Source organism: Haloplanus sp. (assembly GCF_028275055.1).
In the GTDB taxonomy this organism is placed as follows: Archaea; Halobacteriota; Halobacteria; order Halobacteriales; family Haloferacaceae; genus Haloplanus.
Genome location: NZ_JAQCNJ010000016.1, coordinates 17,933 through 42,053 on the forward strand (window position 1 = coordinate 17,933; position 24,121 = coordinate 42,053).

General features: G+C 68.0%; 24 protein-coding genes. 12 read left to right on the forward strand and 12 right to left on the reverse strand.

Annotated features, from left to right (window positions below; genetic code table 11):
• Position 1: 1 nt before the first annotated feature.
• The 4 genes from Q0925_RS02035 to Q0925_RS02050 all read right to left on the reverse strand — a co-directional run bounded on the left by Q0925_RS02035 (position 2) and on the right by Q0925_RS02050 (position 2,817).
• Complete coding sequence (locus tag Q0925_RS02035) at positions 2–886, reverse strand: succinate dehydrogenase/fumarate reductase iron-sulfur subunit (RefSeq protein WP_299331330.1); 885 nt, start codon at positions 884–886, stop codon at positions 2–4.
• Complete coding sequence (locus Q0925_RS02040; protein ID WP_299331333.1) at positions 883–1,263, reverse strand: succinate dehydrogenase hydrophobic membrane anchor subunit; 381 nt, start codon at positions 1,261–1,263, stop codon at positions 883–885. The genes Q0925_RS02035 and Q0925_RS02040 overlap by 4 nt, the downstream gene beginning before the upstream one ends.
• Positions 1,263–1,691 (reverse strand): succinate dehydrogenase, cytochrome b556 subunit, encoded by a 429-nt coding sequence (sdhC, locus tag Q0925_RS02045; RefSeq protein ID WP_299331335.1) that lies wholly within the window; start codon positions 1,689–1,691, stop codon positions 1,263–1,265. The genes Q0925_RS02040 and sdhC overlap by 1 nt, the downstream gene beginning before the upstream one ends.
• A gap of 127 nt (positions 1,692–1,818) precedes the next feature.
• Positions 1,819–2,817, reverse strand: coding sequence for a succinylglutamate desuccinylase/aspartoacylase family protein (locus Q0925_RS02050; RefSeq protein WP_299331337.1), 999 nt, complete (start codon positions 2,815–2,817; stop codon positions 1,819–1,821).
• Between the two features lie 283 nt (positions 2,818–3,100).
• On the opposite strand from Q0925_RS02050, the gene Q0925_RS02055 reads away from it, so the two are divergent.
• Positions 3,101–3,325 (forward strand): YgaP family membrane protein, encoded by a 225-nt coding sequence (locus tag Q0925_RS02055; RefSeq protein WP_299331339.1) that lies wholly within the window; start codon positions 3,101–3,103, stop codon positions 3,323–3,325.
• A 193-nt stretch (positions 3,326–3,518) separates the two neighbouring features.
• Positions 3,519–4,814, forward strand: coding sequence for a GTPase HflX (hflX, locus tag Q0925_RS02060; RefSeq protein ID WP_299331341.1), 1,296 nt, complete (start codon positions 3,519–3,521; stop codon positions 4,812–4,814).
• Here the strand turns inward: hflX and moaC are convergent.
• Together moaC and Q0925_RS02070 are read right to left on the reverse strand one after the other, a co-directional pair.
• Complete coding sequence (gene moaC, locus Q0925_RS02065) at positions 4,806–5,309, reverse strand: cyclic pyranopterin monophosphate synthase MoaC (protein WP_299331343.1); 504 nt, start codon at positions 5,307–5,309, stop codon at positions 4,806–4,808. The genes hflX and moaC overlap by 9 nt on opposite strands.
• Positions 5,302–6,741: an NAD(P)H-hydrate dehydratase gene (locus Q0925_RS02070; RefSeq protein ID WP_299331346.1), complete on the reverse strand. Its 1,440-nt coding sequence runs from the start codon at positions 6,739–6,741 to the stop codon at positions 5,302–5,304. Before Q0925_RS02070 ends, moaC begins: the two co-directional genes overlap by 8 nt.
• 145 nt (positions 6,742–6,886) lie before the next feature.
• On the opposite strand from Q0925_RS02070, the gene Q0925_RS02075 reads away from it, so the two are divergent.
• The 4 genes from Q0925_RS02075 to Q0925_RS02090 are packed head-to-tail and all read left to right on the forward strand — an operon-like array spanning position 6,887 to position 11,979.
• Positions 6,887–7,492, forward strand: a complete 606-nt coding sequence (locus Q0925_RS02075; protein WP_299331349.1) for an ArsR/SmtB family transcription factor — start codon at positions 6,887–6,889, stop codon at positions 7,490–7,492.
• Positions 7,493–7,497: 5 nt separating this feature from the next.
• Complete coding sequence (locus Q0925_RS02080; protein WP_299331351.1) at positions 7,498–9,135, forward strand: S8 family serine peptidase; 1,638 nt, start codon at positions 7,498–7,500, stop codon at positions 9,133–9,135.
• A 30-nt stretch (positions 9,136–9,165) separates the two neighbouring features.
• Positions 9,166–9,552, forward strand: coding sequence for a hypothetical protein (locus Q0925_RS02085; RefSeq protein ID WP_299331354.1), 387 nt, complete (start codon positions 9,166–9,168; stop codon positions 9,550–9,552).
• Positions 9,553–9,594: 42 nt separating this feature from the next.
• Positions 9,595–11,979, forward strand: a complete 2,385-nt coding sequence (locus Q0925_RS02090) for an ATP-dependent DNA helicase (protein ID WP_299331357.1) — start codon at positions 9,595–9,597, stop codon at positions 11,977–11,979.
• A gap of 7 nt (positions 11,980–11,986) precedes the next feature.
• On the opposite strand, the gene Q0925_RS12460 is transcribed toward Q0925_RS02090, so the two are convergent.
• Genes Q0925_RS12460 through Q0925_RS02105 form a run of 3 tightly spaced genes read right to left on the reverse strand, consistent with a single transcriptional unit; the run spans position 11,987 to position 15,359 of the window.
• On the reverse strand, positions 11,987–12,211 hold the full coding sequence (locus tag Q0925_RS12460; RefSeq protein WP_422653621.1) for a DUF7576 family protein: 225 nt from the start codon (positions 12,209–12,211) through the stop codon (positions 11,987–11,989).
• Between the two features lie 36 nt (positions 12,212–12,247).
• Positions 12,248–13,600, reverse strand: a complete 1,353-nt coding sequence (locus Q0925_RS02100) for a CRTAC1 family protein (protein ID WP_299331359.1) — start codon at positions 13,598–13,600, stop codon at positions 12,248–12,250.
• Between the two features lie 43 nt (positions 13,601–13,643).
• Positions 13,644–15,359: a DNA mismatch repair protein gene (locus Q0925_RS02105; RefSeq protein WP_299331361.1), complete on the reverse strand. Its 1,716-nt coding sequence runs from the start codon at positions 15,357–15,359 to the stop codon at positions 13,644–13,646.
• A gap of 154 nt (positions 15,360–15,513) precedes the next feature.
• On the opposite strand from Q0925_RS02105, the gene rqcH reads away from it, so the two are divergent.
• The 4 genes from rqcH to Q0925_RS02125 are packed head-to-tail and all read left to right on the forward strand — an operon-like array spanning position 15,514 to position 20,174.
• On the forward strand, positions 15,514–17,631 hold the full coding sequence (gene rqcH, locus Q0925_RS02110; RefSeq protein WP_299331362.1) for a ribosome rescue protein RqcH: 2,118 nt from the start codon (positions 15,514–15,516) through the stop codon (positions 17,629–17,631).
• Between the two features lie 32 nt (positions 17,632–17,663).
• Positions 17,664–18,878, forward strand: a complete 1,215-nt coding sequence (locus tag Q0925_RS02115) for a DUF4013 domain-containing protein (protein ID WP_299331364.1) — start codon at positions 17,664–17,666, stop codon at positions 18,876–18,878.
• 55 nt (positions 18,879–18,933) lie between these two features.
• Positions 18,934–20,001, forward strand: a complete 1,068-nt coding sequence (locus Q0925_RS02120; RefSeq protein ID WP_299331366.1) for an mRNA surveillance protein pelota — start codon at positions 18,934–18,936, stop codon at positions 19,999–20,001.
• 2 nt (positions 20,002–20,003) lie between these two features.
• Positions 20,004–20,174, forward strand: a complete 171-nt coding sequence (locus tag Q0925_RS02125) for a hypothetical protein (protein ID WP_299331369.1) — start codon at positions 20,004–20,006, stop codon at positions 20,172–20,174.
• 4 nt (positions 20,175–20,178) lie between these two features.
• Here the strand turns inward: Q0925_RS02125 and Q0925_RS02130 are convergent, their stop codons facing one another.
• The 3 genes from Q0925_RS02130 to Q0925_RS02140 form a co-directional block, all read right to left on the reverse strand.
• The gene (locus tag Q0925_RS02130) at positions 20,179–21,180 is read right to left on the reverse strand and encodes an ornithine cyclodeaminase family protein (RefSeq protein ID WP_299331371.1); all 1,002 of its coding nucleotides are present in this window, start codon (positions 21,178–21,180) and stop codon (positions 20,179–20,181) included.
• Positions 21,181–21,223: 43 nt separating this feature from the next.
• The gene (locus tag Q0925_RS02135) at positions 21,224–21,505 is read right to left on the reverse strand and encodes a hypothetical protein (protein ID WP_414652084.1); all 282 of its coding nucleotides are present in this window, start codon (positions 21,503–21,505) and stop codon (positions 21,224–21,226) included.
• A 161-nt stretch (positions 21,506–21,666) separates the two neighbouring features.
• Positions 21,667–22,086 (reverse strand): DUF3054 domain-containing protein, encoded by a 420-nt coding sequence (locus tag Q0925_RS02140; protein ID WP_299331373.1) that lies wholly within the window; start codon positions 22,084–22,086, stop codon positions 21,667–21,669.
• Positions 22,087–22,429: 343 nt separating this feature from the next.
• On the opposite strand from Q0925_RS02140, the gene Q0925_RS02145 reads away from it, so the two are divergent.
• Both Q0925_RS02145 and fen read left to right on the forward strand, forming a co-directional pair.
• Entirely contained in the window at positions 22,430–23,071 is a 642-nt protein-coding gene (locus Q0925_RS02145) for a GNAT family N-acetyltransferase (protein ID WP_299331374.1), read from the forward strand.
• A 27-nt stretch (positions 23,072–23,098) separates the two neighbouring features.
• Positions 23,099–24,079, forward strand: a complete 981-nt coding sequence (fen, locus tag Q0925_RS02150) for a flap endonuclease-1 (RefSeq protein ID WP_299331376.1) — start codon at positions 23,099–23,101, stop codon at positions 24,077–24,079.
• The last annotated feature ends 42 nt before the right edge of the window (positions 24,080–24,121 follow it).

Genomic DNA, 24,121 nt, shown 5'->3' on the forward strand with positions numbered 1-24,121 from the left:
GTTACCAGAATTTCAGGTTGCTCTTGACCGCTTCCCGCTTCAGTTCCTGGATGTGTTCGGTGAGGGGGATGTCCTTCGGACACACCTCCGTACAGGAAAACTGGGTCTGACACCGCCAGACGCCGTGTTCCTGTTCGATGATCTCCAACCGACGTTGTTTCACCTCCTCGCCCTCGCGTTCGTCCATCGCGAAGCGGTATGCCTTGTTGATCGCCGCCGGGCCCAGATACTCGTTGTCGCCCGCCGCGACGTTGCACGAGGACATACACGCCCCACACCAGATACACCGGGTCGATGTCTTGATCTGCTCCCTGTTTTCGCGGCTCTGCCGTTGTTCTTCGAGTTCCCCCTCCGGCCGGTCGGTCGTCTGGAAGTACGGCTCCACCGACTCCATCTGGTCGTAGAAGTGTTCCATATCGACGACCAGATCCTTCACGACCTCCTGATGCGGAAGCGGTTCGATCCGAACCGGTTGGTCGAGGTCGGAAAGCTGGGTCTGACAGCCGAGTCGTTGCCGGCCGTTGACGAACAGGGCGTCCGAGCCACAGATCGCCTGCCGACAGGAGTGGCGGAACGTGAGGCTGACGTCGAACTCGTCGCGGGCGTAGATGAGTGCGTCAAGAACGGTCATCCCTTGTTCGTAGGGGACGTGGAAGTCATCGAACCGCGGCTCCTGTTTCCCCTCGACCTCGGGGTCGTAACGGAACACCTTCAGGTGGTAGCGTTCCGCATCGGCCGTGGCCCGTTCGTTCTCTTTGACTCGTTCGCGCTCGCGTTGCTCGGCGCGGCGCCTCGCCACCTCGTTGCGCTCGGTTTCGGTCTCGGTGTCGGCTTCGGCTTCCGCGTTGTCCGTCTCGGTCTCGGGGTTCTGTCGTTGTGTGCTCATAGTATCGGGAGGAGGTCGATGCCGGCCCACGCGTTCGCCGTTCGGACACCTTGGACGAGAAGGAGGAGGCTTGCGACGCCCAGAACGACCTGGATGACGCGTCGCTTTGCGCCCGTCAGGCCCGCGTTGACGAGGGCGTTGTAGACGCCGTTAACGCCGTGAAACGTCGCCGTCACGAGAAAGAGGATCATCAGCGAATAGTAACTCCACTGTTGCATCCGTCCGGCGCTCATCGCGAAGGTCACCTCATCCGCGTGGTGGACGAAGTGGAGGAGAAAAAAGTGAAAGGCGAGCACGACGATCAGAAAGGCGGCGGTGATGCGCTGCCAGAGCCACAGGCGACCACCCTTCGTGAACGAGGAGTAGCGCTCCGCCATCAGAGCGACACCCCTGCGAGAAAGGTCGGGACGCTCGCGACGACGATGGCGCCCGTCAGGATGAGCGACGCGTAGAAACTCCGATCCTGGGACCCGAGTCCGAGGCCGAGGTCTACCAACAACAGCCGGGTCCCGTTCAGGATGTGGAACACCGCCACCGCAAGCAGGCCAACCTCGAGAATGCGAACGATCAACAGGCTCTCCAGTGCCTGAATCGTCTGCGTGTAGAGGTCCTGATTCGCCGCGACCGTCGCGGGGTCGGCGCTCGCCGACGTGAGCGCCGTGCTCAGAACGGCGACGTGGGTGAAGAGGTATCCGATCAGCACCCACCCGGTGAACTTGTGAAAGATCCAGGCCCACATCCCGGCCGAAAACTCTCGCCACCGGCCGAAATCCTCGATAAGACCCCGGTCGTAGGACTGACTCATGCTCACCGGAGCGTCGGGTCCGGCGGGGTATAGAAGTTACGTACGCGTCGGTCGGTCGAGACGCCACAAATCCGCTCGTTGATCGCTATATTCGTCGATCGTCACCTCACGGCTCGTCATCCGTCGGTCACCGGCCGCCGGCCCGGCGCTCGACGATCCGCGCCGTTCCCTCGTCGAGTCCGGCGAGGTGACAGACCGGGTTTCCGGGAGCCACCACCGGATTTTCGAGAACACTCAGCAACACGCCCGTGAAAGGGGCCTCGGCCGACGTCCCGTCGGTTTTGAACGGGTCGGTGATGGTGTAGAGGCGGTCCCCCTCGTGTACCAGACCGCCGCGCTCGTGATGGAGATCGACCAGCCCACCCGCCTCGGCCCGGATCCACACCCTCTCGGTCACCACCGCCCGCCATCCCGGCCAGCGAACGGCACCCCTGTCTTGGAGGCCGAACTCGGTGAAGACGCTTTCGACACCGTCGAGTGCGTCGTCGATCAGGCGCCGTTCGAACCGGTGGGCCTCACCCATTTCGACCGTGATCGTCGGGACGCCCGCACGCGTCGCTTCACCACGGAGCGTTCCGTCGCTTCCCGCACCGTCGACGATCACGCTCGCGCCGAACGCGTAGGCCAGTCGTGCCACCGCCTCTCTGGTCGTGTCGGCTCGGACGTGGAGCATGTTCGTCCGCCCGCGTGTCGAAGTGTGGAGGTCGAGTCCGAAATCACAGGGCTCGACGAAGTTGCGGAAGATTCGGCCGGCCATCCGCTTGGCCCCCGTCGACGACGCGTTCCCCGGAAACGACCGGTTGAGGTCCCGGTCGTAGATCGGCAGATACCGTTGTTGGGTGAGAAAGCCGGGGACGTTCAACACGGGGAGACAGACGACGGTCCCCGCGAGGTCCGTCAGGTCCCACTCGAAGGCCACCTCCCTGACCACCTCGACTCCGTTGAGTTCGTCGCCGTGGACCGCCGCCGAGAGAAACACCGTCGGCCCCGACCGCTCGCCGTTGATGATCGTGACGGGGATACGAACCGGGTCGCCGAGATACGTCTCGCCGACGCGATACCGGAGATTGCACCGCTCACCCGGGGCGACCGAGCCACCATCGTACCTGAAAGCCCCGGCGGCCATACCCGTCACTCCGTGACTGGAACAGTTAAATCGTCGAACGCCGTCAAGCCACCGTCCGCACCCGGGCACGGAGCCGACCCACGGCCGATAGGCGGTGCGAATCCGAGCGGTCGATGAACCGTCGTTCGACCCGATAAGAGGAGTACCGATCGGCAAACACGTTCGGCCTCACCGACCGGAACTCCGTTTCAAGCCCTCGCCGTCGCACGGAGACGGCGCTCACGGACGCCACCGTAATCTGTCGTGCGACAGGATCATAAGCACACGAACATTAGTACAGTGTATGGCTCAAAACGTCGGTGCCACGGACGGAACGATCAGAGTTGGACTGGGTGCCATCGCCGGACTCGTCTCGCTCGCGATACTCGCGGGGTCGCTCTCGCTCCCGGCGCTTGCAAGTCCCGTTCTGGGACTCGTCGCGGTGATACTCCTCGGTACGGGGGTTACCGGCGTCTGTCCCCTCTACTCCGTGCTGGGAATGGACACCTGTCCGGCTGACGTTCGGTAACGCCAGCCCCGGACGAGATCGGCGTCGGCCGCCACGCTCCCCGGGATACCCACCGTTTTTTGACCGCTCCCCCCATTGGCCCCCGACCCGACCCGACCGCACGGCGCAAGCGGAGTTTAAGTGGCTCGGGCCCGAATAAGATCGACATAGTGTCGGCATCACACACATCCCCAGTCGGGTCGGAGGTGGAGCCATGAGGGCGGTCGTCGCCAAGCGCGTCGACCGCGGGGACGCCGATCTGACCGAAATCGGCGATCTCGCGCGTGCGGCAGGCTACGAGGTGGTCGGCGAACTCGCCCAGACCCGCAATGAGGACGCCGCCTACGGCTTCGGCGAGGGGAAGGTGGACGAACTGGCGGCCTTAGCGGTCGAGAACGGCGCGGACACCGTGATCGTCGACAACCGCCTCGGCCCGTACCAGACGTACAACATCGGGGGCAAACTCCCCGAAGGAATCGAGGTTGTCGACAGGTTCACGCTCATTCTCGACATCTTCGGCCAACGGGCCCAGACCCGCAAGGCACAGTTGCAGGTCGAACTCGCGGAACTGCGGTACGAACTCCCGCGAGCGGAGGCCAAAACGAGCCTCGCCAAACGCGACGAGCGGCCGGGGTTTATGGGTCTCGGGGAGTACGACGAGAGCCGCGAACGCGACATCAAAAACCAGATCGCGGATATCAAGCGCGAACTCGACTCCATCGCGGACAAGGAGGCGACGCGGCGCGAACGCCGTCGCGAGTCCGGGTTCGATCTGGTGGCGCTCGCCGGCTACACGAACGCGGGGAAGTCGACGCTGATGCGGCAACTGGCGGCCGAACTCGATGTGGACGAAAACGAGGGCCGCCACCCCGACCTGGAGACGACCGCCGAGAGCGAGGACCGTTTGTTCACGACGCTTGGCACCACGACCCGCCGGGCCGACACCGGTAGCCGGGACGTGTTGCTGACCGACACCGTCGGGTTCGTCTCCGACCTGCCCCACTGGCTGGTCGAGTCCTTCGAGTCGACGCTCGACTCCGTCTATCACGCCGACCTCGTTCTTCTCGTCGTCGATGCCAGCGAGTCCAGCGAGGCGATGCGGGAGAAACTCGTCACCTGTCACGACACGCTGTACGAGCGCAACGAGGCCCCAATCGTAACGGTTCTCAACAAGACCGACCGCGTTGACGACGACGAACTCACACAAAAGCGCGAGGCGTTGTCGGCGCTGGCTCCCAACCCCGTCGCCGTCTCCGGTCTCACCGGCGAGAACGTCGGTGCGCTCCGCGACCGGATCGAGCGTGAACTCCCCGACTGGGAGTTCGAACGACTGGTCCTCCCGTTGGACGACGACGCCATGAGCCTCGTGTCGTGGATTCACGACCACGGAACCGTCGAGGAGGAGTCCTACGAGGGCGAGCAGATCGTTCTGGAGTTCGAGGCCCCGCCGTCGGTCGTCGGCCGCGCCAGATCGAAGGCGGGTGACCTCGCGGCCCCCGAGTCAATCTAAGCGGCGTTTCGTCTTCTCGGTCACACGCACATCGTCGATCCCGGTGTCGGGGTACTCGCCGTTCTCGTCTTTCTCTGCCGCTTTCACCATGTCCCAAACGACGTTCAGTCCCGTCGTTACGCCTTCGAGCGCCTCCATCTCGCAGCCGGTCTTGCCGGTCGTCTCGACGGTGACGGTGCAGTCGATCCGATCCTCGCCCACGTCGAACGTCGTCTCGACGTTGGTGATGGGGATCTGGTGACACATGGGAATCGTCTCCCACGTGTGTTTCACCGCCTGCACCGCGCCGACACGGGCGGTCGCCAGCACGTCGCCCTTGCCGATCTCGTCGCCCCGAATCGCCGCCACCGTCGAGGGCTGGAGGTGGATGGTTCCCCGCGCGACCGCCCGACGGGCGGTGTCGGGCTTGTCGCCGACGTCGACCATCTGGACGTTCCCCTCCGCGTCGGTGTGGGTGAGGTCGCCCCCCGAGCCGTTGTCGGGGTCGTCACTCATCGCGATCACCCCACAGCGCCCGCGGCAGTTCGTCCAACAGGTCACTCGCCAACAGCCCGTGCCCCTCGCGGTCGGCGACCCGGTCGCCAGCGAGGCCGGTCGCGTAGGCGGCGAGGCCGCCGGCGTTGAGGGGACCGACGGTCGCGAGCAGTGCGCCTGCCGCGCCGGCAAGCACATCCCCGGTTCCACCGACGGTCATCCCCGGATTCCCCGTCCGGTTCACCCGCCGTCGCTCCCCGTCGGTCACTGCGTCGTACGCGCCCTTTACGAGGAGGGTGTGGCCGAGGTCGGCGGCGAACTCGGCGACCCCGTTGAGGCGCTCGCGCCAGTCGTTGTCGCCGACGGCCGGCCCGCCCATCGCCCGGAGTTCACCCGCGTGAGGCGTACACAGAAGCGTCGCGTCGGTGTCTACCTCCGGAACGACTTCGAGGGCGTCGGCGTCGACGACCGCGCGTCCGTCGTAGCCCGTGAGGAACTCCCGGATGGCCGACAGCGTCGGCCCGGAGTCCCCGAGTCCGGGGCCCACGACGACCGTGTCGTGGCCCGCCGCGAGCGACAGCACACGGTCGAGAATCTCGGGGGTCAGTCGGTCGCCGTCGAACGGGCGGACGATCAGCCCCGCCTCGAACGCCTGCACCTCGCGGGCGACCGATTCGGGACAGGCGACGCGGACGAGGTCGGCCCCGGCGCGCATCGCCGCCTGTCCGGCCAGTGCCGGCGCGCCGGTGTACGGGCCGCCGCCGACCACGAGCACCTCGCCGAACGCGCCCTTGTGGGCGTCGGACGGCCGGGACAGGGGCCGCCGGTCACCCGGGCCGACAAACAGTTCGGCCGTCTCGGGGATGCCGATGTCGGCGACGGTCACGTCACCGCCGTCGAGACCGGGTTTCATATCATGGAAGGTGATAACACGGTCGGCGTCGACAGCGACCCCCGTTGCCTCACCCGTAGCGGCGTCGATACCGGAGGGCACGTCCACAGACACGACCGTCGCCTCGCTCGCGTTGATCCGCTTGGCGGCGTCGCGTTCGGGTTGACGGAGCGCGCCGGTCACGCCCGTTCCCAACATCGCGTCGACGATCACGTCGGGGTCGTTGAGATCGAGGGCCCGGGAGTCCCGGACGACCCGGGCATCGTACTCCGCCGTCCGAAGGGCCTCCCAGTTTTCGCGGGCAATATCGGTCGCGATGCTTTCGGGACGACCCAGTAGGTGGACGGTCGGGTCGTAGCTGTCGAGAAAACGGGCGGCGACGAACGCGTCGCCGCCGTTGTTGCCGCGGCCACAAACCAACGCGACCCTCGCGCCGGGCGTGGCCACCCGCCTTACGGCCGCCGCGACGGCGTTCCCGCTCGACTCCATCAACTGCTTGCGCGGCACACCGAGGGCGGCGGCGTTCTCGTCGACTGCCGCCATCCGATCGGGCGTGATCATGGGGGCGTTTCGACCCGGGTGCCGTTATACTGTACGGCTCGTCCTGTGGTCGACGGTCGACGGTCGGCGGCAGAACATATCAGTAATATTACTGAATGGGATCGTGGCGAAGGGTTTTTATCGTGGATCGGTAACAAACCGCTTGATGTCAGGGTTGTTACCTCGGTCGGAGTCGGACGTGGCCCCGGAGGAGTCCGGTGAGATTCGCGTCCTGTCCCTGACGGACGACGACGCGGAGCGGCTCATCGGATCGATCACGTCCGAGACCGCCCGCTCGATTCTGACCGCCCTCGAAGACCACCCCGCGACCGCATCGGAACTCGCAGAGACCGTCTCGACCTCCCTCCAGAACGTCCGCCACCACCTCGGCAACCTCGAAGAGGCCGACCTCGTTGAGGTGGCCGATACCCGGTACTCGGTGAAGGGACGCGAAATGAAGGTGTACGCGCCGACACAGGACTCGCTCGTCGTTTGTGTCGGCTCCGAGAACGACAGGCAGCGGTTTCTCGACTCGCTGGACCGAACGGTCGGGATCGTGGTGGCGCTCGCCGTCGGGGCTGTCGCCGTCCAGCGGGCGTTCGGCACGGGTGTCGTTGACCTCGGCGGCCCCGGGACGACGCCCCGCGTCGGTGACGCCGTCGGATCGGCGTCGACCCCACTTTTTGGGCTCGTCCCGCCGGGTGCCGCCTTTCTCGCCGGCGGCCTTCTCGTTCTCACCCTTCTCACCGCCTGGAACCGGTACGCCGACTGAACACAATGCCGGATGCCCTCCACCCTCGTCTCGTCGCGGTTACCGTTCTCGTCGTTCTCGCGACGGTTCAACCGGTCCCGGGACCGGATCCGGACGACACGAGCCTCGCCTCGGACGCCGACATCGAGGCCGTCTCCGGCGCGGCTGCCGCGTCGGCGGTGAATCGCCACCCCTCTAGCGGGAGTGCAACCGCCGACGCCCTCCGGACGGTCCGTGCCGACGCGGCCCACGCGGAGGGACTCACCGGCCACGGCGTCGAGGTGGGTGTCATCGGCCGCGGCTTCGATTCCGGCGCACTTTCCGATCGGGTCGCCGACCGCCGGCAGGTCGGCGAACGACCGGGAACGACCGCCCACGATACCGCCGTCGCCGAGGTGGTGGCTGAGACGGCTCCGTCGTCGGATCTGTATCTGGCCGGCATCGGGCGGACGCCCACGCCCGCGGCATATGCCGCCGCAGTCGACTGGCTGACCGACCGGGGTGTCGACGTTATCGTCGATTCGGGGAGTTACTTCCCGAGCGCCGCCGCCGACGAGCGACGGATCACCGCCGCCGCGACCCGCGCCACCGACCGTGGCGTCGTGTTCGTCACCTCGGCCGGGAACTACGCGAACCGGCACTGGGCCGGTGCGGGGTCGCCCACAGCCGATGGCTGGGTCGAAATCGACGACGGCCGGGCCGCGAACCCGCTTGCGGCCGGTGAACGGCTCCGAGAGCGGGTCACGCTTCACCTGCGGTGGCGCTCCGCCGCCGACTACGACCTCTATCTCTACCGACGGCTGCCCGACGCCCCCGACCGCGTCGTCGCGAAGTCGGCCGCCGAGTCGACCGGACCGGGGCTCACCGTCGAGCGCATCGACGTCGCCGTTCCCCGTGGACGGTACTACGTGGCCGTCTACACGGACGACCCGGCTGTGCCGCCCGGCCGGGTGCAGGTGTTTGCCGCCCGGCACGAACTTGGATACACGACGGCACGCGGGAGCGTGGTCGCCCCGGCGACGAGCGACCGGGTCGTCGCCGTCGGTGCGAGCGCGGACGGCGAGCGCCTGCCGTACAGTTCCCGCGCCGAGAACGGCGATGTCGACGTTCTCGCGCCCGGCGACGCCCGGACGAGCGACGGCACCCTCGCCGGAACGTCCGCCGCCGCTCCATACGTCGCCGGGACGGCGGCGCTGGTGAAATCCGGCAACCGAACCCTCTCGCCCGACGAGGTCGAGTCGATCCTCGAACGCACCGCAGCCGACGGGGACGGGCGGCTGGACGCCCTCGCGGCCGTCGAGGCCGCCCGCGGTCCGACGGCCGAGACGACGACCACTCGCCCCACGACCGGCCGGAGCGACGACGTCTCCCCGACCGACCGTCGCAAACGGGTGACGCGGCCGGATCGGTCGCCGACGACACCGGACGGCTCCGAGGCCGGAGCGGCCGTCGAGTCGGCCCAGGGGTCGGGACAGGCCAGCGATGACGCCCGCAACGTGACCCGATCCGGCGGGCAGGACGACGCTGGCCGCCCCGACGCCGGCTCCGCACCCAACGGATCGACAACGGACACCGACACGAACTCCGAGCGCGACCCCGATTCGGGTCCGGACCGAACCGACACCGCCGACCGCCGGCGGAGCGACGACGGAGCGGGGCCGTGACGCGGCCGGTCGCTCGGGAGCGATCCGCGGATGGCTGAGCCTCAGGCGGTCGCCGAATCGCGCATCGAGGAGTACTGGGACTGGATCGCGGTCGCGTTGTTTCTGTTGCTCGCCGTCGACCTCCTGACGACGCTCGCCGCCGCTCGCGTCGTCGGCGTTGGCGCGGAGAGCAACCCGCTGATGCGGTGGCTGTTGGGCCGTGACATCGTTGTGGTGATCGCCGCCCACCTCGTCGTCGTGGTTCTCGTTACCGGGTGTTTCCGCCTGCTGATCGGCCACCTCCGGCGCACCCCCGCGCCCGCCGACCGGTACTTCGCGCTCCTGATCGAGGCGTGGCTCGGTGTTCTCGTCGCCGTCGGATTGGGCGTGTTCGCGAACAACCTCGCGGTGATCGTCCTGGGACAGAGCCTGCTTTGAGCCGAGCTTTTTATGCGGGGACGCCGCCAGCATCAGAGTAGGATGGAGGAATCGTGGCGGGCGATCTTCGGCCACGACGAGCCATACCCCGAACAGGCGGATGGCATCGAGACGGCTATCGAGACGGCCGAACGCGACGGGTTCGCGGTGATCGAAGGTGCCTGTGGAACGGGAAAGACGATGCTCGCGCTGACCGCCGGCATCGACCGGGTCCGCGACCCGGACTCGGCTTTCGAGCGAGTCGTCGTCCTCACGAGCGTCAAACAACAACTCCGGCAGTTCGAGGCGGACGTGCGCACCATCAACGACGGCTTGCCGGAGGACTGGCGGCCCGTCTCGGCGCTGACACTCGTCGGAAAGGCCGACGTCTGCCCGTACAGCCGCGAACGCGTCGCCCGGATCGACGACGCGAGCGTTTACGACCGTTGTGAGGGGCTTCGCGAGCGCACGCGCAACCTCTCCGGGCGTGACGGCCCGACAACCGCGGCCACTCTCACCGACGAGGCCCGCGGTACACAAACCGGCCTTCTCGATACCGGCTCCGACGCCAGCGTCGAGTATCTGGAGACGGCAGACGAGCCGACGCCGTATCCCCCCGACACCGCGGAGTACGACGGAACGGAGTTTTGTCCGTTCTACGCCCGGTATCTCGACGACCTGCCCGAGGACGGCGACCCCGTCGAAGCGGTCCCGTTCGACTTCGTGGACCGTGGCCTTCTCGACACCGAGGCCCTCGTCTCCCTCTCGGCCGGCCACGGCACCTGCCCCCACTCGATGCTCGGGGCACTCCTCCCCCACGTCGAGGTTGTTATCGGCAACTACTACCACGCCTTCGATCCCCGGACGACCGGGTCGTTCACCGGCGCGTTGCTGGACGACTCGACCTTTGTCGTTTGCGACGAGGCACACATGCTCGAACCCCGCGTTCGGGAGCTGGTGAGCGACGGGGTGGCCGATGCGACGCTCCGAGACGCCGAGTCGGAGTTCACCCGGATTATCCAGGCGGTCGACCTGGCCGACGGGGACCGGCGACCACCGAACGCCCGCCCGGGGTCGGATACCGGCGACCGTGACGCCGACCTCGTCCGTGGCGAACTCGAGGCGGCCGACGTGAGCCTCGACGAACTGAAAACGACGCGGGCGTTCGTTCGGGACCTGCGCGAGGAACTCGACCGGCGGGTGCGCGCCTACCTCGACCGGGAGCGGCCGTCGTGGCGGACGGCGATGGACGACCTACCGGACGACGAGATTCCGCTCCGCGATCCGGAGACGCCGGCACCCGATGGACTCACCGAGTGGGCAGCGGGACGGTACGGGGACGACGTGTGGGTGCGCGCCGAGGCCGTGGGTGCGGTCGTGGCGCGTGTCCTGAACCAACTCCAGGATGCGGACCGCGAGCGCTCGGCGCCAACGGTGGGGCGGGTGCTGGGGAGGTGGTATCGGGCGGATCACACCCGTCACTTCCGGTCGATCGATCTCTCACGAACGTGGAACGAGACGGAGCCGGCGGATTCGTGGCGGCGGGGCTACACCGCCCGGCTGTCGATCCACAACTGCGTCCCCGGCGACGCCATCGCCGACCGTCTCGACGACTTCGGCGGCGGCGTGTTGATGTCCGCGACGCTCGAACCGCTCGACGTGTTCCGGACGGTGACGGGACTCGACGTCCTCGCCGACAACGGCCGGCCCGTCGTCGAGCGCACGTACGGCCTCTCCTTTCCCGAGACGAACCGGGCGAGTTTCGCCGTCGATGCCCCGGCGTTTACGTTCGAAAACCGCGGGCCACCGGGCGCTGAAAACGAGACCCGGCGGGTGTACGTCGACGCCGCCGCCGAGGTGGCCTCGGGTCACGGAAACGTTCTCGTGGGGATGCCCAACTACGCGGAAGCGGAGTGGATGGCGGGTCGTCTCGACGAGCGTCTCGACTCGCCGGTCCTGCTGGACGAATCGAGCGACGACGGAACGACCGAGGCGTTGAAAACGGAGTTTTTTGCCGGCTCGGGGAAGACACTCGTCACCAGTCTCCGGGGGACGCTCACCGAGGGGGTCGACTACCGCGGCGACCGACTCCACGCGGCGGTGGTGTGTGGGGTCCCGCTCGTCGACACGACGCGCCCGCGAACCCAAGCGCTCGTGACAGCATACGACCGGGCGTTCGGCACCGACGGTCCGGGTGGCGGGACGGGCGGGTTCGAGACGGCGCTGACGGTGCCGGCGGTCAGAAAGGCGCGGCAGGCGGTCGGGCGGGTGATCCGTGGCCCCGACGAGCGCGGTGTTCGCGTTCTCGTGGACGCCCGCTACGCCCGCGACCGCTGGGACGGCGTCAGGGAGTATTTCCCGGCGTGGGAACGCGAGGAGTTCGGCGCGGTCAGTCCGGACCTGTTGTCGCTCGGACTCGACCGGTTCGCGGCGAGGGACGGACGCTGAACCGGCGTTAGCGACGGGGCCGGCGACCACTCCAAGCGGAGCGACACTCGTCGTCACAGAAGTGTACGTGTTCGACCGAGCCGTCCTCGACCCACGAGACGACGCGGTGGTCGGTCTCCATAACGATCTTTTTTCCGCACGTATGACACGCCGGCGCGGTACTCTCGTCTACGCGTTCCCCGACATCGGAGGTGGGGTCGATCATCGTTCCAGTCAGTAGCGGGGTTCCCATATTAAATCCCGCTACCTCGGCTCCCGGTCGGGGCGGTCAGCCTCCAGGGTGTGAACAGCGCACCGTGGTCCGAGGATCGGGATCCGTTACGGTCCGCTCGCGACCACCGGGCCAACACACCGTGACCGTTTCCGGGTCGGCGCCGCCGAGACCGAAGTGAGCGACCGGTTCCATCTGACAGAGATAGCCACTCCCGGGGTCGACGACGCGGGTTTGTCGCCCGTTGTCGGTCGTCAGGGTCACCCGTGCGCCGCGGGCCGGTGCGCCGCTGGGCGTGAGCGGGCGAACGCGAAGCCAGCCGCCGTCATTGGGTGCGCTGTAGACCGAGAGCGGCTGCGCGTCGCCCTCGCCGTGGACGACGACGAGTTCAAGCGTTCCGTCCTCGTCGACGTCTGCGACGGCGGCCCCGGTTCCCATCCCCTCGGGTTCGAGAGCGTCGCCGATACCGGTCTGACTCCACCCGCCGTCGTGTGTCAGAAGACGGTTGGGCGCGCCGAGGCAGTTCACGAACAGTTCCTGCTTACCGTCGTTGTCGAAATCGGCGGCGACAACGGTTCGGACCCGCGCCGGGCGCGCGAGTGAAGACGGCGCGGCGTCTTTGAAGGTGTTGTCCTCGCGAACGAACAGACGGTTCTGCCCCTTCCAGTTGCCACAGACGATGTCGAACGACCGCGCGCCGTCGGGGGCGACGAGCGTCGCCCCGCGGGCGTTCTCCTCCGGGTCCGCGACGCCGTACTCCCGGGCCACGTCGACGAACGTTCCGTCGATGTTCCGGAGCAGGAGGTTCGGCCCGCGTTCGGCTCCGAGAAACACGTCCGTCCGATCGGAGAGAATGGGACCGGCGGCAACCGACCGCCCACCGGTAACCACGTTGAGCCCGACGGTTTCGGCGAGATCCGTGACGCCGCCGTCGTCGCCCACCTCGTAGAAGCGGGCGGGTGAGCCGTAGCCGGTGACGAGCATCCCGTACCGGCCGGTACCGAGGCGGTCGACCGCCACGACCGACCGCCCGACGCGGTAGTTCTCACGCCGGCGGTTCACGGGCGCGGAGAACAGGTCGCGCCACCGATCGCCGTCCGGTTCGGGATCTAACAGGAGGTCCGCCTCGGTCGAGGTGCCACCGAAGGCGGCGACGTTGTGGACGTACACCTCCTCGCGGCCGTCGGCGTCGAGATCGGCCGCGGCGACACCGATCGCGTGCCGTCCATCGTCGGCGAGAACGCCACAGGCCGCATCGACGAGTTCGTCACCGTCCCACCGGAGAACCCGGTTCGCGTCGCCGAACCCCGCGACGAACACCAACGGCCCGTCGGGTCCCGGCGTGACGGCCGCTCCGTACCCCCTGAGGGGAGCGCCGCCGGCGAGATCACCCGACCGGTCTCGGAACATGTTTCTCCCAGTCGGTGCGGGCTTAAGAGTTGTACGCTCCGGCTCAGTCCCACGCGTCGGCGAGGGTGGCTTGAACGGCCTTTTCACCGACCGCGGCCGCGAGGCGCTCGAACCCGCTCCGCTCCCGGCGGTTGTCCGCGTTCGCGACAAGACGCGAGACGATGAACTCCGGTGTCGACTTGCCGACCGTCCCGAACCGGGGTTGATAATCGACCCGGAGCTCGAGATCCGGGGTCAACCCCTCGGCGAAGATGCCGTCGATCCGGGCGTTCTCGGGAAGCGGACTCAGGTCGTCGGCGAGGTGGGTGACGTAAACGCCGACTGCGCCGCGGTCGACGGTGAGTTCGACGAGTCCGTTCAACAGGTCCGCGGCGCGACCTGGTTCGGTGATCGCCTCGAACTCGTCGACCAGCATCAGCGTCCGGCCGTCGTCGGTCAGCGGGGGGACGATCGACTTCAGCGTCGATTCCAGCACACCGGCGTTGAAACTGGCGTGACGCCGGTGGAAGACGATCGAGTCGAACCGACCCACCGCGGCGTGGTCGGCCGGGACCGGAAGTCCCATACTGGCCAGTAGAGCGACCGCACAGCAGGTCTCCAACAACGTCGTCTTCCCGCCGCTGTTCGCGCCGGTGAGTACCGCCACACGGTCGCCCGGCCGTGGCGAGCGGTCGTGATCGCCGACCCCGTAATCCACCGGGTCCGGGTCGTCGAGAAACGGGTTACGGGCCGACTCGACCGCGAGCCCATCGCCGCCGACGACCGGTCGGGTGAGGCCGTGGGCGGCCCCGAAACGCGCGAGCGACAGCTCGAACGCCACGTCGTCGACGGCTTCGGCCGCCCGGTCCACGTCGCCGCGGGCGTCGGCGATGGACGCCCGGAGGTCGGCTTCGACCTCCCGCTCCCGTTCGGTCACCCGGCGCTCGTGTTCGTCCACCAGCGCCCGGAGTGCCGTACTCGCGAAGTCGGCGGCGTCGCGGGCGTCATCGGGGACGGCCTCCTCGACCGCCGACCGCGGGAGCCGAGTCTCGCTCGCAACGTAGTCGGCAAAGGCGTGCCGGAAGTCCGAGAGGTCGCGCACCCCGGTCCCGCGAACGTCATCGAGAACGTCGAACGCGGAGTTCTCCAGGTCCCGGGCATCGGCGAGGCGGCCCCGAAGGTCGTCGAGTCGGTCGTCGGCCCCCTCGGCGACCCCGTCGGCGGTCACGTCGCCAAGCGCCGTCGCAGCCTCCCGGATCGCGTCGGGATCGATCTCGCCGAGGGCGTCGAACGTCGATCCGTCGAGTCCCGCCTCCCGGAGCGCGAGTGCGGCGTCGACGGCGGCACGCTCCGTCCCGCTCGCGGCGTCGTAGTCGTCGAACGCCGCCACGACCGCGTCCCGTCCCGCCTCGCTCAGCCCCGTCCACGCGTCGCGGGCCGCCTCGACGGCGTTGAGGCGCGCCTCGATCGCCTCCCGAGACGTGAGTGGGGTCAACACGCGGATCCGGTCGCCCGCGTGCCGGGTGAGGGCGTACTCCCCGGCTACGCTCAACAGATCGTCGTACACCTCGCGCGTATCCCGCGTTGCGAGAACGTCCATCCCCGCGTCGGCGGTTGCCCGGCGGAGGATCCGCGTCGCCCGCCCGGCCGTGATCCCCGCGTCGGTCAGCGCCCGCACGTCCGCGGACTCGATGGCCTCGACCGCCCGTTTCTCGCCCAGACGGTCACGGAGGCGGTCGCTCGTCTTCGGCCCGACGCCCCAGTAGTCCTCCAGTCTCATACCCGAGGGAGTCACCCGGAGGGTTTAGTCGTTTTCCGGCCCGCCCCCGACACCGTTGAACGAGGGCACCGGTCGGTCCGCTCCCCGCCGTCCGAAGTGGTCCGACCGCCGCGACAACGACACGCCTTTTCGGCCCCACGAGGAATAGAACGGTATGGACGCGAAGCGGGAACTGACCAGCGTCGACCTCGCGGCCCTCGTCGCCGAACTCGGCCGGTACGAGGGGGCGAAGGTGGATAAGGTCTACCTCTACGACGACGACCTCCTGCGGTTCCGGATGCGCGATTTCGACCGCGGCCGCGTCGAACTGCTGATCGAGGTGGGCGAGGTGAAACGCGCTCACGTCGCCGACCCGGAGCGTGTGGCCGACGCGCCGGAACGCCCACCGAACTTCGCGATGATGCTCCGGAACCGGCTCTCAGGGGCCGACTTCGCCGGCGTCTCGCAGTACGAGTTCGACCGCATCCTCAGGTTTGAGTTCGAACGCGACGACGAGGACACCACGGTCGTCGCGGAACTGTTCGGGCAGGGCAACGCCGCCGTTCTCGACGAAAGCGGCGAGGTCGTTCGGAGTCTGGAGACCGTCCGCCTGAAATCACGCACCGTTGCCCCGGGATCGCAGTACGGCTTCCCCGACTCCCGCGTTCACCCCCTGAGCATCGGCTATGACGCCTTTGTCCGCCGGATGGACGAGTCCAACACCGACGTGGTGCGGACCCTTGCGACCCAACTCAACTTCGGCGGCCTCTACGGCGAGGAGGTGTGTGCCCGTGCGGGCGTCGAGAAGACCCTCGACATCGCCGACGCGGGTGAAAACGAGTACGAGGCCCTCTACGACGCGATTGGCCGGATCGCCGACCGCCTCGAAACCGGCGACGTCGACCCGCGCGTGTACCTCGACGACGAGGACCGCGTCGTCGACGTGACGCCGTTCCCCTTGGAGGAACGGGCGGACCTCTCGGCGGACGGCTTCGACTCCTTTAACGCCGCCCTCGACGACTACTTCGACCGATTGGAGCGCGACCCCGACGAGGAGGCGACGGGCACCGATCGCCCTGACTTCGAGGCCGAGGTCGCCAAACAACAACGCATCATCGAACAACAGGAGAATGCGATCGAGGGGTTCGAGGAGCAGGCGGCGGCCGAACGTGACCGCGCCGAAGCGCTGTACGCCAACTACGACCTCGTCGACGAGGTCATCTCGACGGTCCGGGCCGCCCGCGAGGAGAGCGTCCCGTGGGACGACATCGAGACGACACTCGCCGAAGGGGCCGAACGGGGCATCCCTGCCGCGGAGGCAGTCGTCGACATCGACGCCGCTGAGGGAACCGTAACCGTCAACCTCGATGGGACCCGCGTCACCGTCGATCCGTCCACGGGTGTCGAAAAGAACGCCGACCGCCTCTACACCGAGGCGAAACGCGTCGAGGAAAAAAAGGAGGGTGCACTGGAGGCCATCGAGAACACGCGCGAGGAACTGGCGGCGGTCAAGCGCCGCCGCGACGAGTGGGAGGCCGTCGACGCGGACGACGAGACCGAGAACGGTGACGGGACAGAGAACGACGACGAGACCGAGAACGTCGACTGGCTCTCGCGGTCGTCGGTCCCGATCAAACAACCCGAGCACTGGTACGAGGAGTTCCGCTGGTTCCACACGAGCGACGGCTTTCTCGTCATCGGCGGCCGGAACGCCGACGAGAACGAGGCCATCGTCAAGAAGTATATGGAGCGCAACGACCGCTTTTTCCACGCACAGGCCCACGGTGGCCCGGTGACGCTACTGAAGGCGACGGGCCCGAGCGAGAAGGCCCGGGACGTGGATTTCCCCGACTCCAGTCTCCGCGAAGCGGCGCAGTTCGCCGTCTCCTACTCGTCGGTCTGGAAGGATGGCCGTTTCGCCGGCGACGCGTACATGGTCGATCCCGATCAGGTGTCGAAAACACCGGAAAGCGGCGAGTATATCGAGAAAGGCGGGTTCGTCATCCGCGGCGACCGGACCTACTTCCGTGACGTGGGCGCGAGCGCCGCCGTCGGTATCCAGTGTGAACCGGAGACGCGGGTGATCGGCGGGCCGGCGAGCGCCGTCGAACCGCGTGCGGCCACGTCCCTCCGTCTCGAACCCGGCAAGTTCGCCCAGAACGACGCCGCAAAGCGGTGTTACCGACGGTTCAAAAAGCGGTTCGCGGACGACTCCTTCGTCCGCAAGGTGGCGAGCCCGGATCGGATTCAGGAGTTCCTGCCGGCCGGCAGGAGTAGCATCGTTGAGGGGTAAGGTGGATGAACGGAGCGGACAGGACGGGGGACGTGTCCGACCGATCGCCCGCCCTCCGTGCCTCCCTGCGCTACCTCACCACGAGTGACGACTGGATCAAGACAGCGGCGATCGGTGGCTTCCTCACGCTGTTCGGCGTTCTGGTCGTTCCGGCGATTCTGGCCACGGGCTACTTCGTCCGCGTGCTCCGGGCGGCAACGGACAACGACGACCCACCGGCCTTTGATGACTGGAGCGACCTCGCGGGCGACGGCGCTCAGGTGGCTGTCATCGGACTGGTGTACGCGGTCGTTCTCGCCGTCACCACGTCGGTGCTTGCCGGGGCTGCCACCGGAGTCGGTGGCGAGGACGCCGGATCGGCGGTCGGCGGGTTGCTCGCCGTGGCCGCGACTGCGGCGTTCGCCTACGTCTTCCCGGCGGCGGTCGTCGCCTACGCCGAACGCGGGACGGCCCGGGCCGGGTTCGACGTGGTTGCGTTGCGGACGGTCGTCTCGACCCGTGCGTACGCCGGGACGTGGCTGCGGATGGTCACCGTCGTGGTCGTGACGGGCGTCGTCGCCGGGCTACTCGGCGTCATCCCATTGCTAGGTGCCGTCGCCGGCGCCGTCGTGAGCTTCTACGGTGCCGTGGTGGCCTGTCACTTTCTGGGTGGTGCGTGGGGCGACATCCGCGAGATGGAGGCGGCCTCGACCGACTCGGCGACCGCCATCGGCTGGGCGGCCATGCGGCGACGGGTGCGTCGGCTGTGGACGGAAAACGGGGACGCCGCGTCGGCCGGAGTAGGGGACCTCGTCGACCTCGGGGCCGTCCGCGAGCGGATCGGTGAGAGCGGAGACGCCGACTCGGCGGGACCGGCCGACCCCGTCGCGTGGAACGAAACGCCGGAGACGGGGCGTATGAGCGAAGGCGAGAACACGACCGTGGTGAAAAACGGCGGCGACCACGCCGATGCCGACGCCGACGTGACGACACGGCCGGTTTCGGTGGTCGCGGCGCGACCGATCGAGACGTTCGACGCCGCCGATATCGACACACTCGTCTCCGGACTCGACGCCGGCGACCCGGAAACCGTGGTGATGGCGACGCGGGCTCTCATCGAGACGGCGGGTGAGCGCCCGGGACTGCTCGTTGACTCCGACTCCGACGCGATGTCTCGCCTTCGCGACCTGCGACTGTCGGAGACACAACAGGTCCGGACCGTGGCCACAAAGGCGGTTCGACGGTTCGAGGCGGCGGGGCTCTCCTGACCGCCGATCCGTGTGGAATGGCAAGGCATGAGTCGCTGGACGGCGAGATGTGTGTATGCGAATCCAGAGCCGTGGTCGCGGCGAGGAGGGACGCACCCGGCTGACGGTCGTCCCAGAGAACGTCGACGACCTCTGGCACCTATCCTACGTTCTCGAACCCGGTGACGACGTGGCGGGCGACACGAGTCGCCGGATCCAACGCGACGACGACAAGATGCGCGATACCGGCGGCGAACGCGAACACCTCCACGTCACCCTCGATGTCGAGGAGGTTGAGTTTGCCCGGTTTGCCAACCGTCTGCGGGTGGGTGGCGTTATCGTCGGCTGTTCCCGCGAGGACCAACTCGGTCACCACCACACCCTCAATGTCGAGGAACACGACGAACTGACGATAATCAAACAGTTCAAACCGGATCAGATGGAACGAATCGAGGAGGCCGAGGCGGCGGCGGAGAACCCCGACGTGGCCATCGCCACCGTCGAGGAGGGTGAGGCCCACGTCCACACCGTTGCCCAGTACGGCACCGAGGAGTACGCCTCCTTCACCCGCCCGACAGGCAAGGGGGAGTACGCCCGGCCTCGATCCGAACTGTTCGCCGAGTTGGGCGAGGCGCTGACCCACCTCGACCCCGACGCGGTGATCCTCGCCGGTCCCGGCTTCACCAAACGCGACGCACTCGACCATCTCGAGGCGGAACACGCCGACGTAGCCGGGAGGACAACCACCGTCGACACCGCCGGTGTCGGCGACCGGGGCGTCCACGAGGTGCTCAAGCGCGGCGCACTCGACGAGGTCCAGACCGAGACGCGAATCGCGCGCGAGGCCGAACTCATAGACGACCTGACCGAAGAGATGGCGACGGGCGAGAAGGCCACCTACGGGGCTGAGGCGGTTGCCGAGGCCGCCGAGTACGGCGCCGTGAAGACGCTTCTGGTGCTCGATGACCGCCTCCGTGAGGAGCGACAGGGGCGGGGTGACTGGACGGTCGACGCCGACGAGATGGTCACCTCGGTGGAGCGACAGGGCGGCGACGTCGTTGTCTTCTCCGGCGAGTTCGAACCCGGACAACGGCTAAAGAATCTAGGCGGTGTTGCCGCCTTGTTGCGCTACCGACTGGAGTGAGCGTGCGCCCGATTCGCCTCGCCGGCCAGACCTTGCTCGCCGTCGCCACCGTTCTCTTTCTCGCCGCTGCGGCCGGAACGATCACGGGTCTGATCGGCGTCGGCGAGTCGGTTCCGGTCGTCGGTGCTGCGGTATGCTGTGTCGCCGCCGGCGGGATCCTCGCGCGGTCGTAGCGCGTTACTCGCGGCCGGTCAGCGCCTCGCTCGCCGGGGCGAACGGAACCGACTCGCCCAGCCCGGCCGCCGCGGCCTTCTCATAGAGCATCGCGGCGGCGGCCACCGTCTCGACCCCCGTCCCGCCGCTGTCGAACACGGTGACCTCGTCGGCGTCGGTCCGGCCGGGTGTCTTGCCCGCGACCACCTCGCCGAGTTCGGCGTGGCAGTGGTCGGCGTCGACCGCTCCCGAGTCGACGGCGTGTCTGTACGACCCTGCGTCCTTATCCAGCCGCCCCCGGAGGTCGACCACGTACGTCGACCGCGCGACGGTTGTGGTGTCGAGTTCCCGCTTCTCGGGGTGGTACTGCCCCATAGCCGTCACGTGCGTGCCGGGATCGAGCAGGTCACCGTCGAACACCGGGTCCGAGGCGTCCGTCGCGGTGACGACGATATCCGCACCCTCAACGGCCGCGTCGGACGAGGAGACCGCGGCGACGCTTGCGTCGAGGCGGCGGCCCATCTCGCCGGCGAAGGACTCGCGATGCTCCTTGGTCGGCGAGTACACCCAGACCGTCGTCAGGTCACGAACCGTCGCGACGGCGCGGAGCTGGCCGCGGGCCTGTGCGCCCGACCCGAAGACGGCGACGGCCGACGCGTCCGGGCGGGCGAGAACGTCGACGCCGACGGCTCCGGTTGCCCCCGTTTTGAACGGGTTCATACTCGCCCCGTCGAGGAGCGCGAGCGGTTCGCCCGACGCGGCGTCGTACAGCGGCGTGATGAACCACGCGTCGTTCTCGCCGAAGCCGGCGCTGTACATGTACCCGCCCATCACCCCGTCGTCGGGCAGGACGGCCGAGTAGGAGGTGAACAGCCCCGGCGGTTCCTCGTTGTAGAGCGCCGTCCGCGGTTCGGCGGGCGCGCCCTCGCCGCGTTGACGGTACCCCTCGCGGACGGCGTCGACGTACTCGGCCGGCGTCGCCAGTCCCGCAACGTCCTCGCTCGTCAGAAACAACGTCTCGGTCATGCCTCCGATTGCGGGCGGCTGGCAGTTATACCATTGCCCCGCCTCAGTCGGCGTTCATCCGAGGGCGTTCCGCCGATCCGCCAGCTGTCTCGTGTTCCGTAGCCACCGGACCGTTGACGAACAACGCGTGCCCGGCGACGAGGGCAGCCACGGCGGCCCCGACCGGCATCGCGATCAGCAGGTCCATACCGGCGGCGATCAGGAACGCGGTGAGACCGACGAGCGCCCCGGGGATCAGCCCAAGAACGTAGTCGTAGTATCCGATCATGACTGTTTCTATTCTACTGTGACACTCGCAGGCGACATAACTGTTTCGCGTAGCCACAAAGAAACGACGATACAATACACTCAAAACTTTTCTATAACTTATGATTCGTCCGATGGGGTTCCGTTGTCGCACGGCACATCTCGGACAACGGGTCGGAACGGCCACCGGATCCGTCGCCTCTCGGTGTCGTCGAACACCCACCCGACCGATCGACCACGCTACCGCAGTTTGAACAGAAGTGCCCGCCAGAGTGACAACCCGACGACCCCGACGCCCAACGAGACGAGAACGAACGTCACCTGGACACCGCCGCGAACGAACGGTGCCGCCCGAAGCCCCATGGCGATGGCGTCGGCAAGGAGCCACGACCGAATCGCCAACGGGATGGCCGCTTTCGACGACTCGGCCGCCCCAGGGGCGTACGCGCCAAGAAGCGGTGCGGCGACGACCCACCCCACAAAGAACGGGGCAATGGTGCCGGCGAGGTAGCCGGGATTCGAGACGACAAAGCCCACGCCGTTGTGGTGGACGGTTCCCGCGCTGAACAACGCGGCGATGACGAGCAGATCACCCACCGCCATCGGGACGGTCCGGCCATCCAGCCGACGGTGGAAAAAGTCAGCGACTGCGTTTGCCATACCCGCGCGTTCGAACGGCCCCCTAATGGCTCCCTCGCTTCGCCCCGAGAACCCTGAAGCCGAAGCTCCGGTCGAGGACCGCCGCGTCCGCCCCGGCGGCGACGGCAGAGGCCGTCGTACCGCCCCCGGCACGTCGAGTCGAGCCCGCCCGTCCCGTGCCGCCCGCGAGGCCGGCGTCCCGGCGCGGACACCCCCCCACAGATCGGCTCCGGATCGGTCGCGGGTCCGAGGTGGCCGTAGAATCCCGCGACACCCCGGAACACCCGAACGTCAGGATGCTGTGCGTTGGGACACCTGCGTCATGGAGGGTCAACGGTTTCCGGGCCGACGACGTGGGTCACCCATGGAGTTCGCCCTGCTCGGCTGGTCATCCGACGGCCCAACACTTCGCCTCGACCACCGGCGGTTCGCCTACGCTGGGAAGTTCGTCGTCGGGTCGACCGGGAAGGCGGTCGGACGAGCGACGACGAACGAGGGCGACGCGCCCGACACGACCGGAGCCCCGAACACGAACCGGCCCCCGAACGCGGCCGTCGACACCGACTACGACGACGACGTACTCGCGGCCGCGTCGTTCAGCGCCGACCGCACCGATCACGACCGCCTGTGTATCCGGTATGTCACCGTCCGGTCCGACCGCCGTGGCGAGGGTCTGGGCTCTCGACTCCTCGCGTTCGTCGCCGCACGCGCCGCCGACCGTGGGTACGACCGCGTCCGCATCGCCGTCAACAACCCCGCGGCGTACCGGGCGGCCTACCGCGCCGGGTTCGCGTTCACCGGGGCCGAGACGGGCCTTGCGGAACTCGTCTGTGAGCGTCCCGCCACCCGGCCCACACCCCGAGACGCCGACATCTACCGCAATGGCTTGGACCGCTACCGCGAGCGCGAGCTGGACGACGAGACGGCCGCCGAACTGGCGGACGCGCGGGCGGCCGGCCCCCCGGATGTCGTCGACCCGCCGGGCGGCACCGAACCCGGACGTTGAAATCGGTCGCCACCGTAATCGCTTGCGATGGGCAACGCAGACCTGCGAGGACTCGCTGTTCTCTCCGAGGTGTCGTGGGACGCGGTGTCTGGTAGCGTCGTCGCCGTCGACGCGCACAACTGGTTGTACCGTTATCTCACCACGACGGTCAAGTGGACGAACGACGAGGTGTACACGACCGAGGCGGGCGAGGAGGTCGCGAACCTCGTCGGCGTCGTACAGGGGCTTCCCAAGTTCCTCGATCACGACCTCACACCCGTGTTCGTCTTCGACGGCGGCGTCACGGGACTGAAAGACGACGAGGTGGCCAGGCGTCGCGAACAGCGTGAACGCGCCGAAAAGCGACTGACCGACGCGAACGAACGGGGCGACGCCGTCGAGGCCGCCCGCCTCGAAGCGCGAACCCAGCGGCTCACCGACGTGATCCTGAAAACCACCCGAGACCTGCTCGGCCTCCTTGACGTACCGGTCGTCGACGCGCCCGCGGAGGGTGAGGCGCAGGCGGCGTACATGGCCCGTCGGGGCGACGTCGACTACGCCGGGAGCGAGGACTACGACAGCCTGCTTTTCGGCGCGCCGTTGACGCTCCGCCGGTTGACGAGCAAAGGGAAGCCGGAACTGATGGACCTCGACGCGACGCTCGACCACCACGGGATCACGCTGGAGCAACTGATCGACGTCGCGGTCCTCTGTGGCACCGACTTCAACCCCGGCGTCGACGGCGTCGGCCCGAAAACAGCGCTTCAAGCCGTCGAGACCCACGGCAACCTGTGGGGTGTTCTCGACGCCGAAGGATGGCAGGTGGAACACGCCGACCGGGTGCGCGACCTGTTTCGCGATCCGCCGGTGACCGACGACTACGCCGTCGACACCGACCTCGACCCCGACGTCGCGGCCGCCCGGACCTACGTGACCGAGGAGTGGGGCGTCGACGCCGACGAGGTGGCACGTGGCTTCGACCGGATCGAGTCGGCGCTGGTTCAGACCGGATTGGACCGCTGGACCTGACGGTCCGTCGGCCCGTTTCGGTTGCGCGGCAGGTTTTTCCCT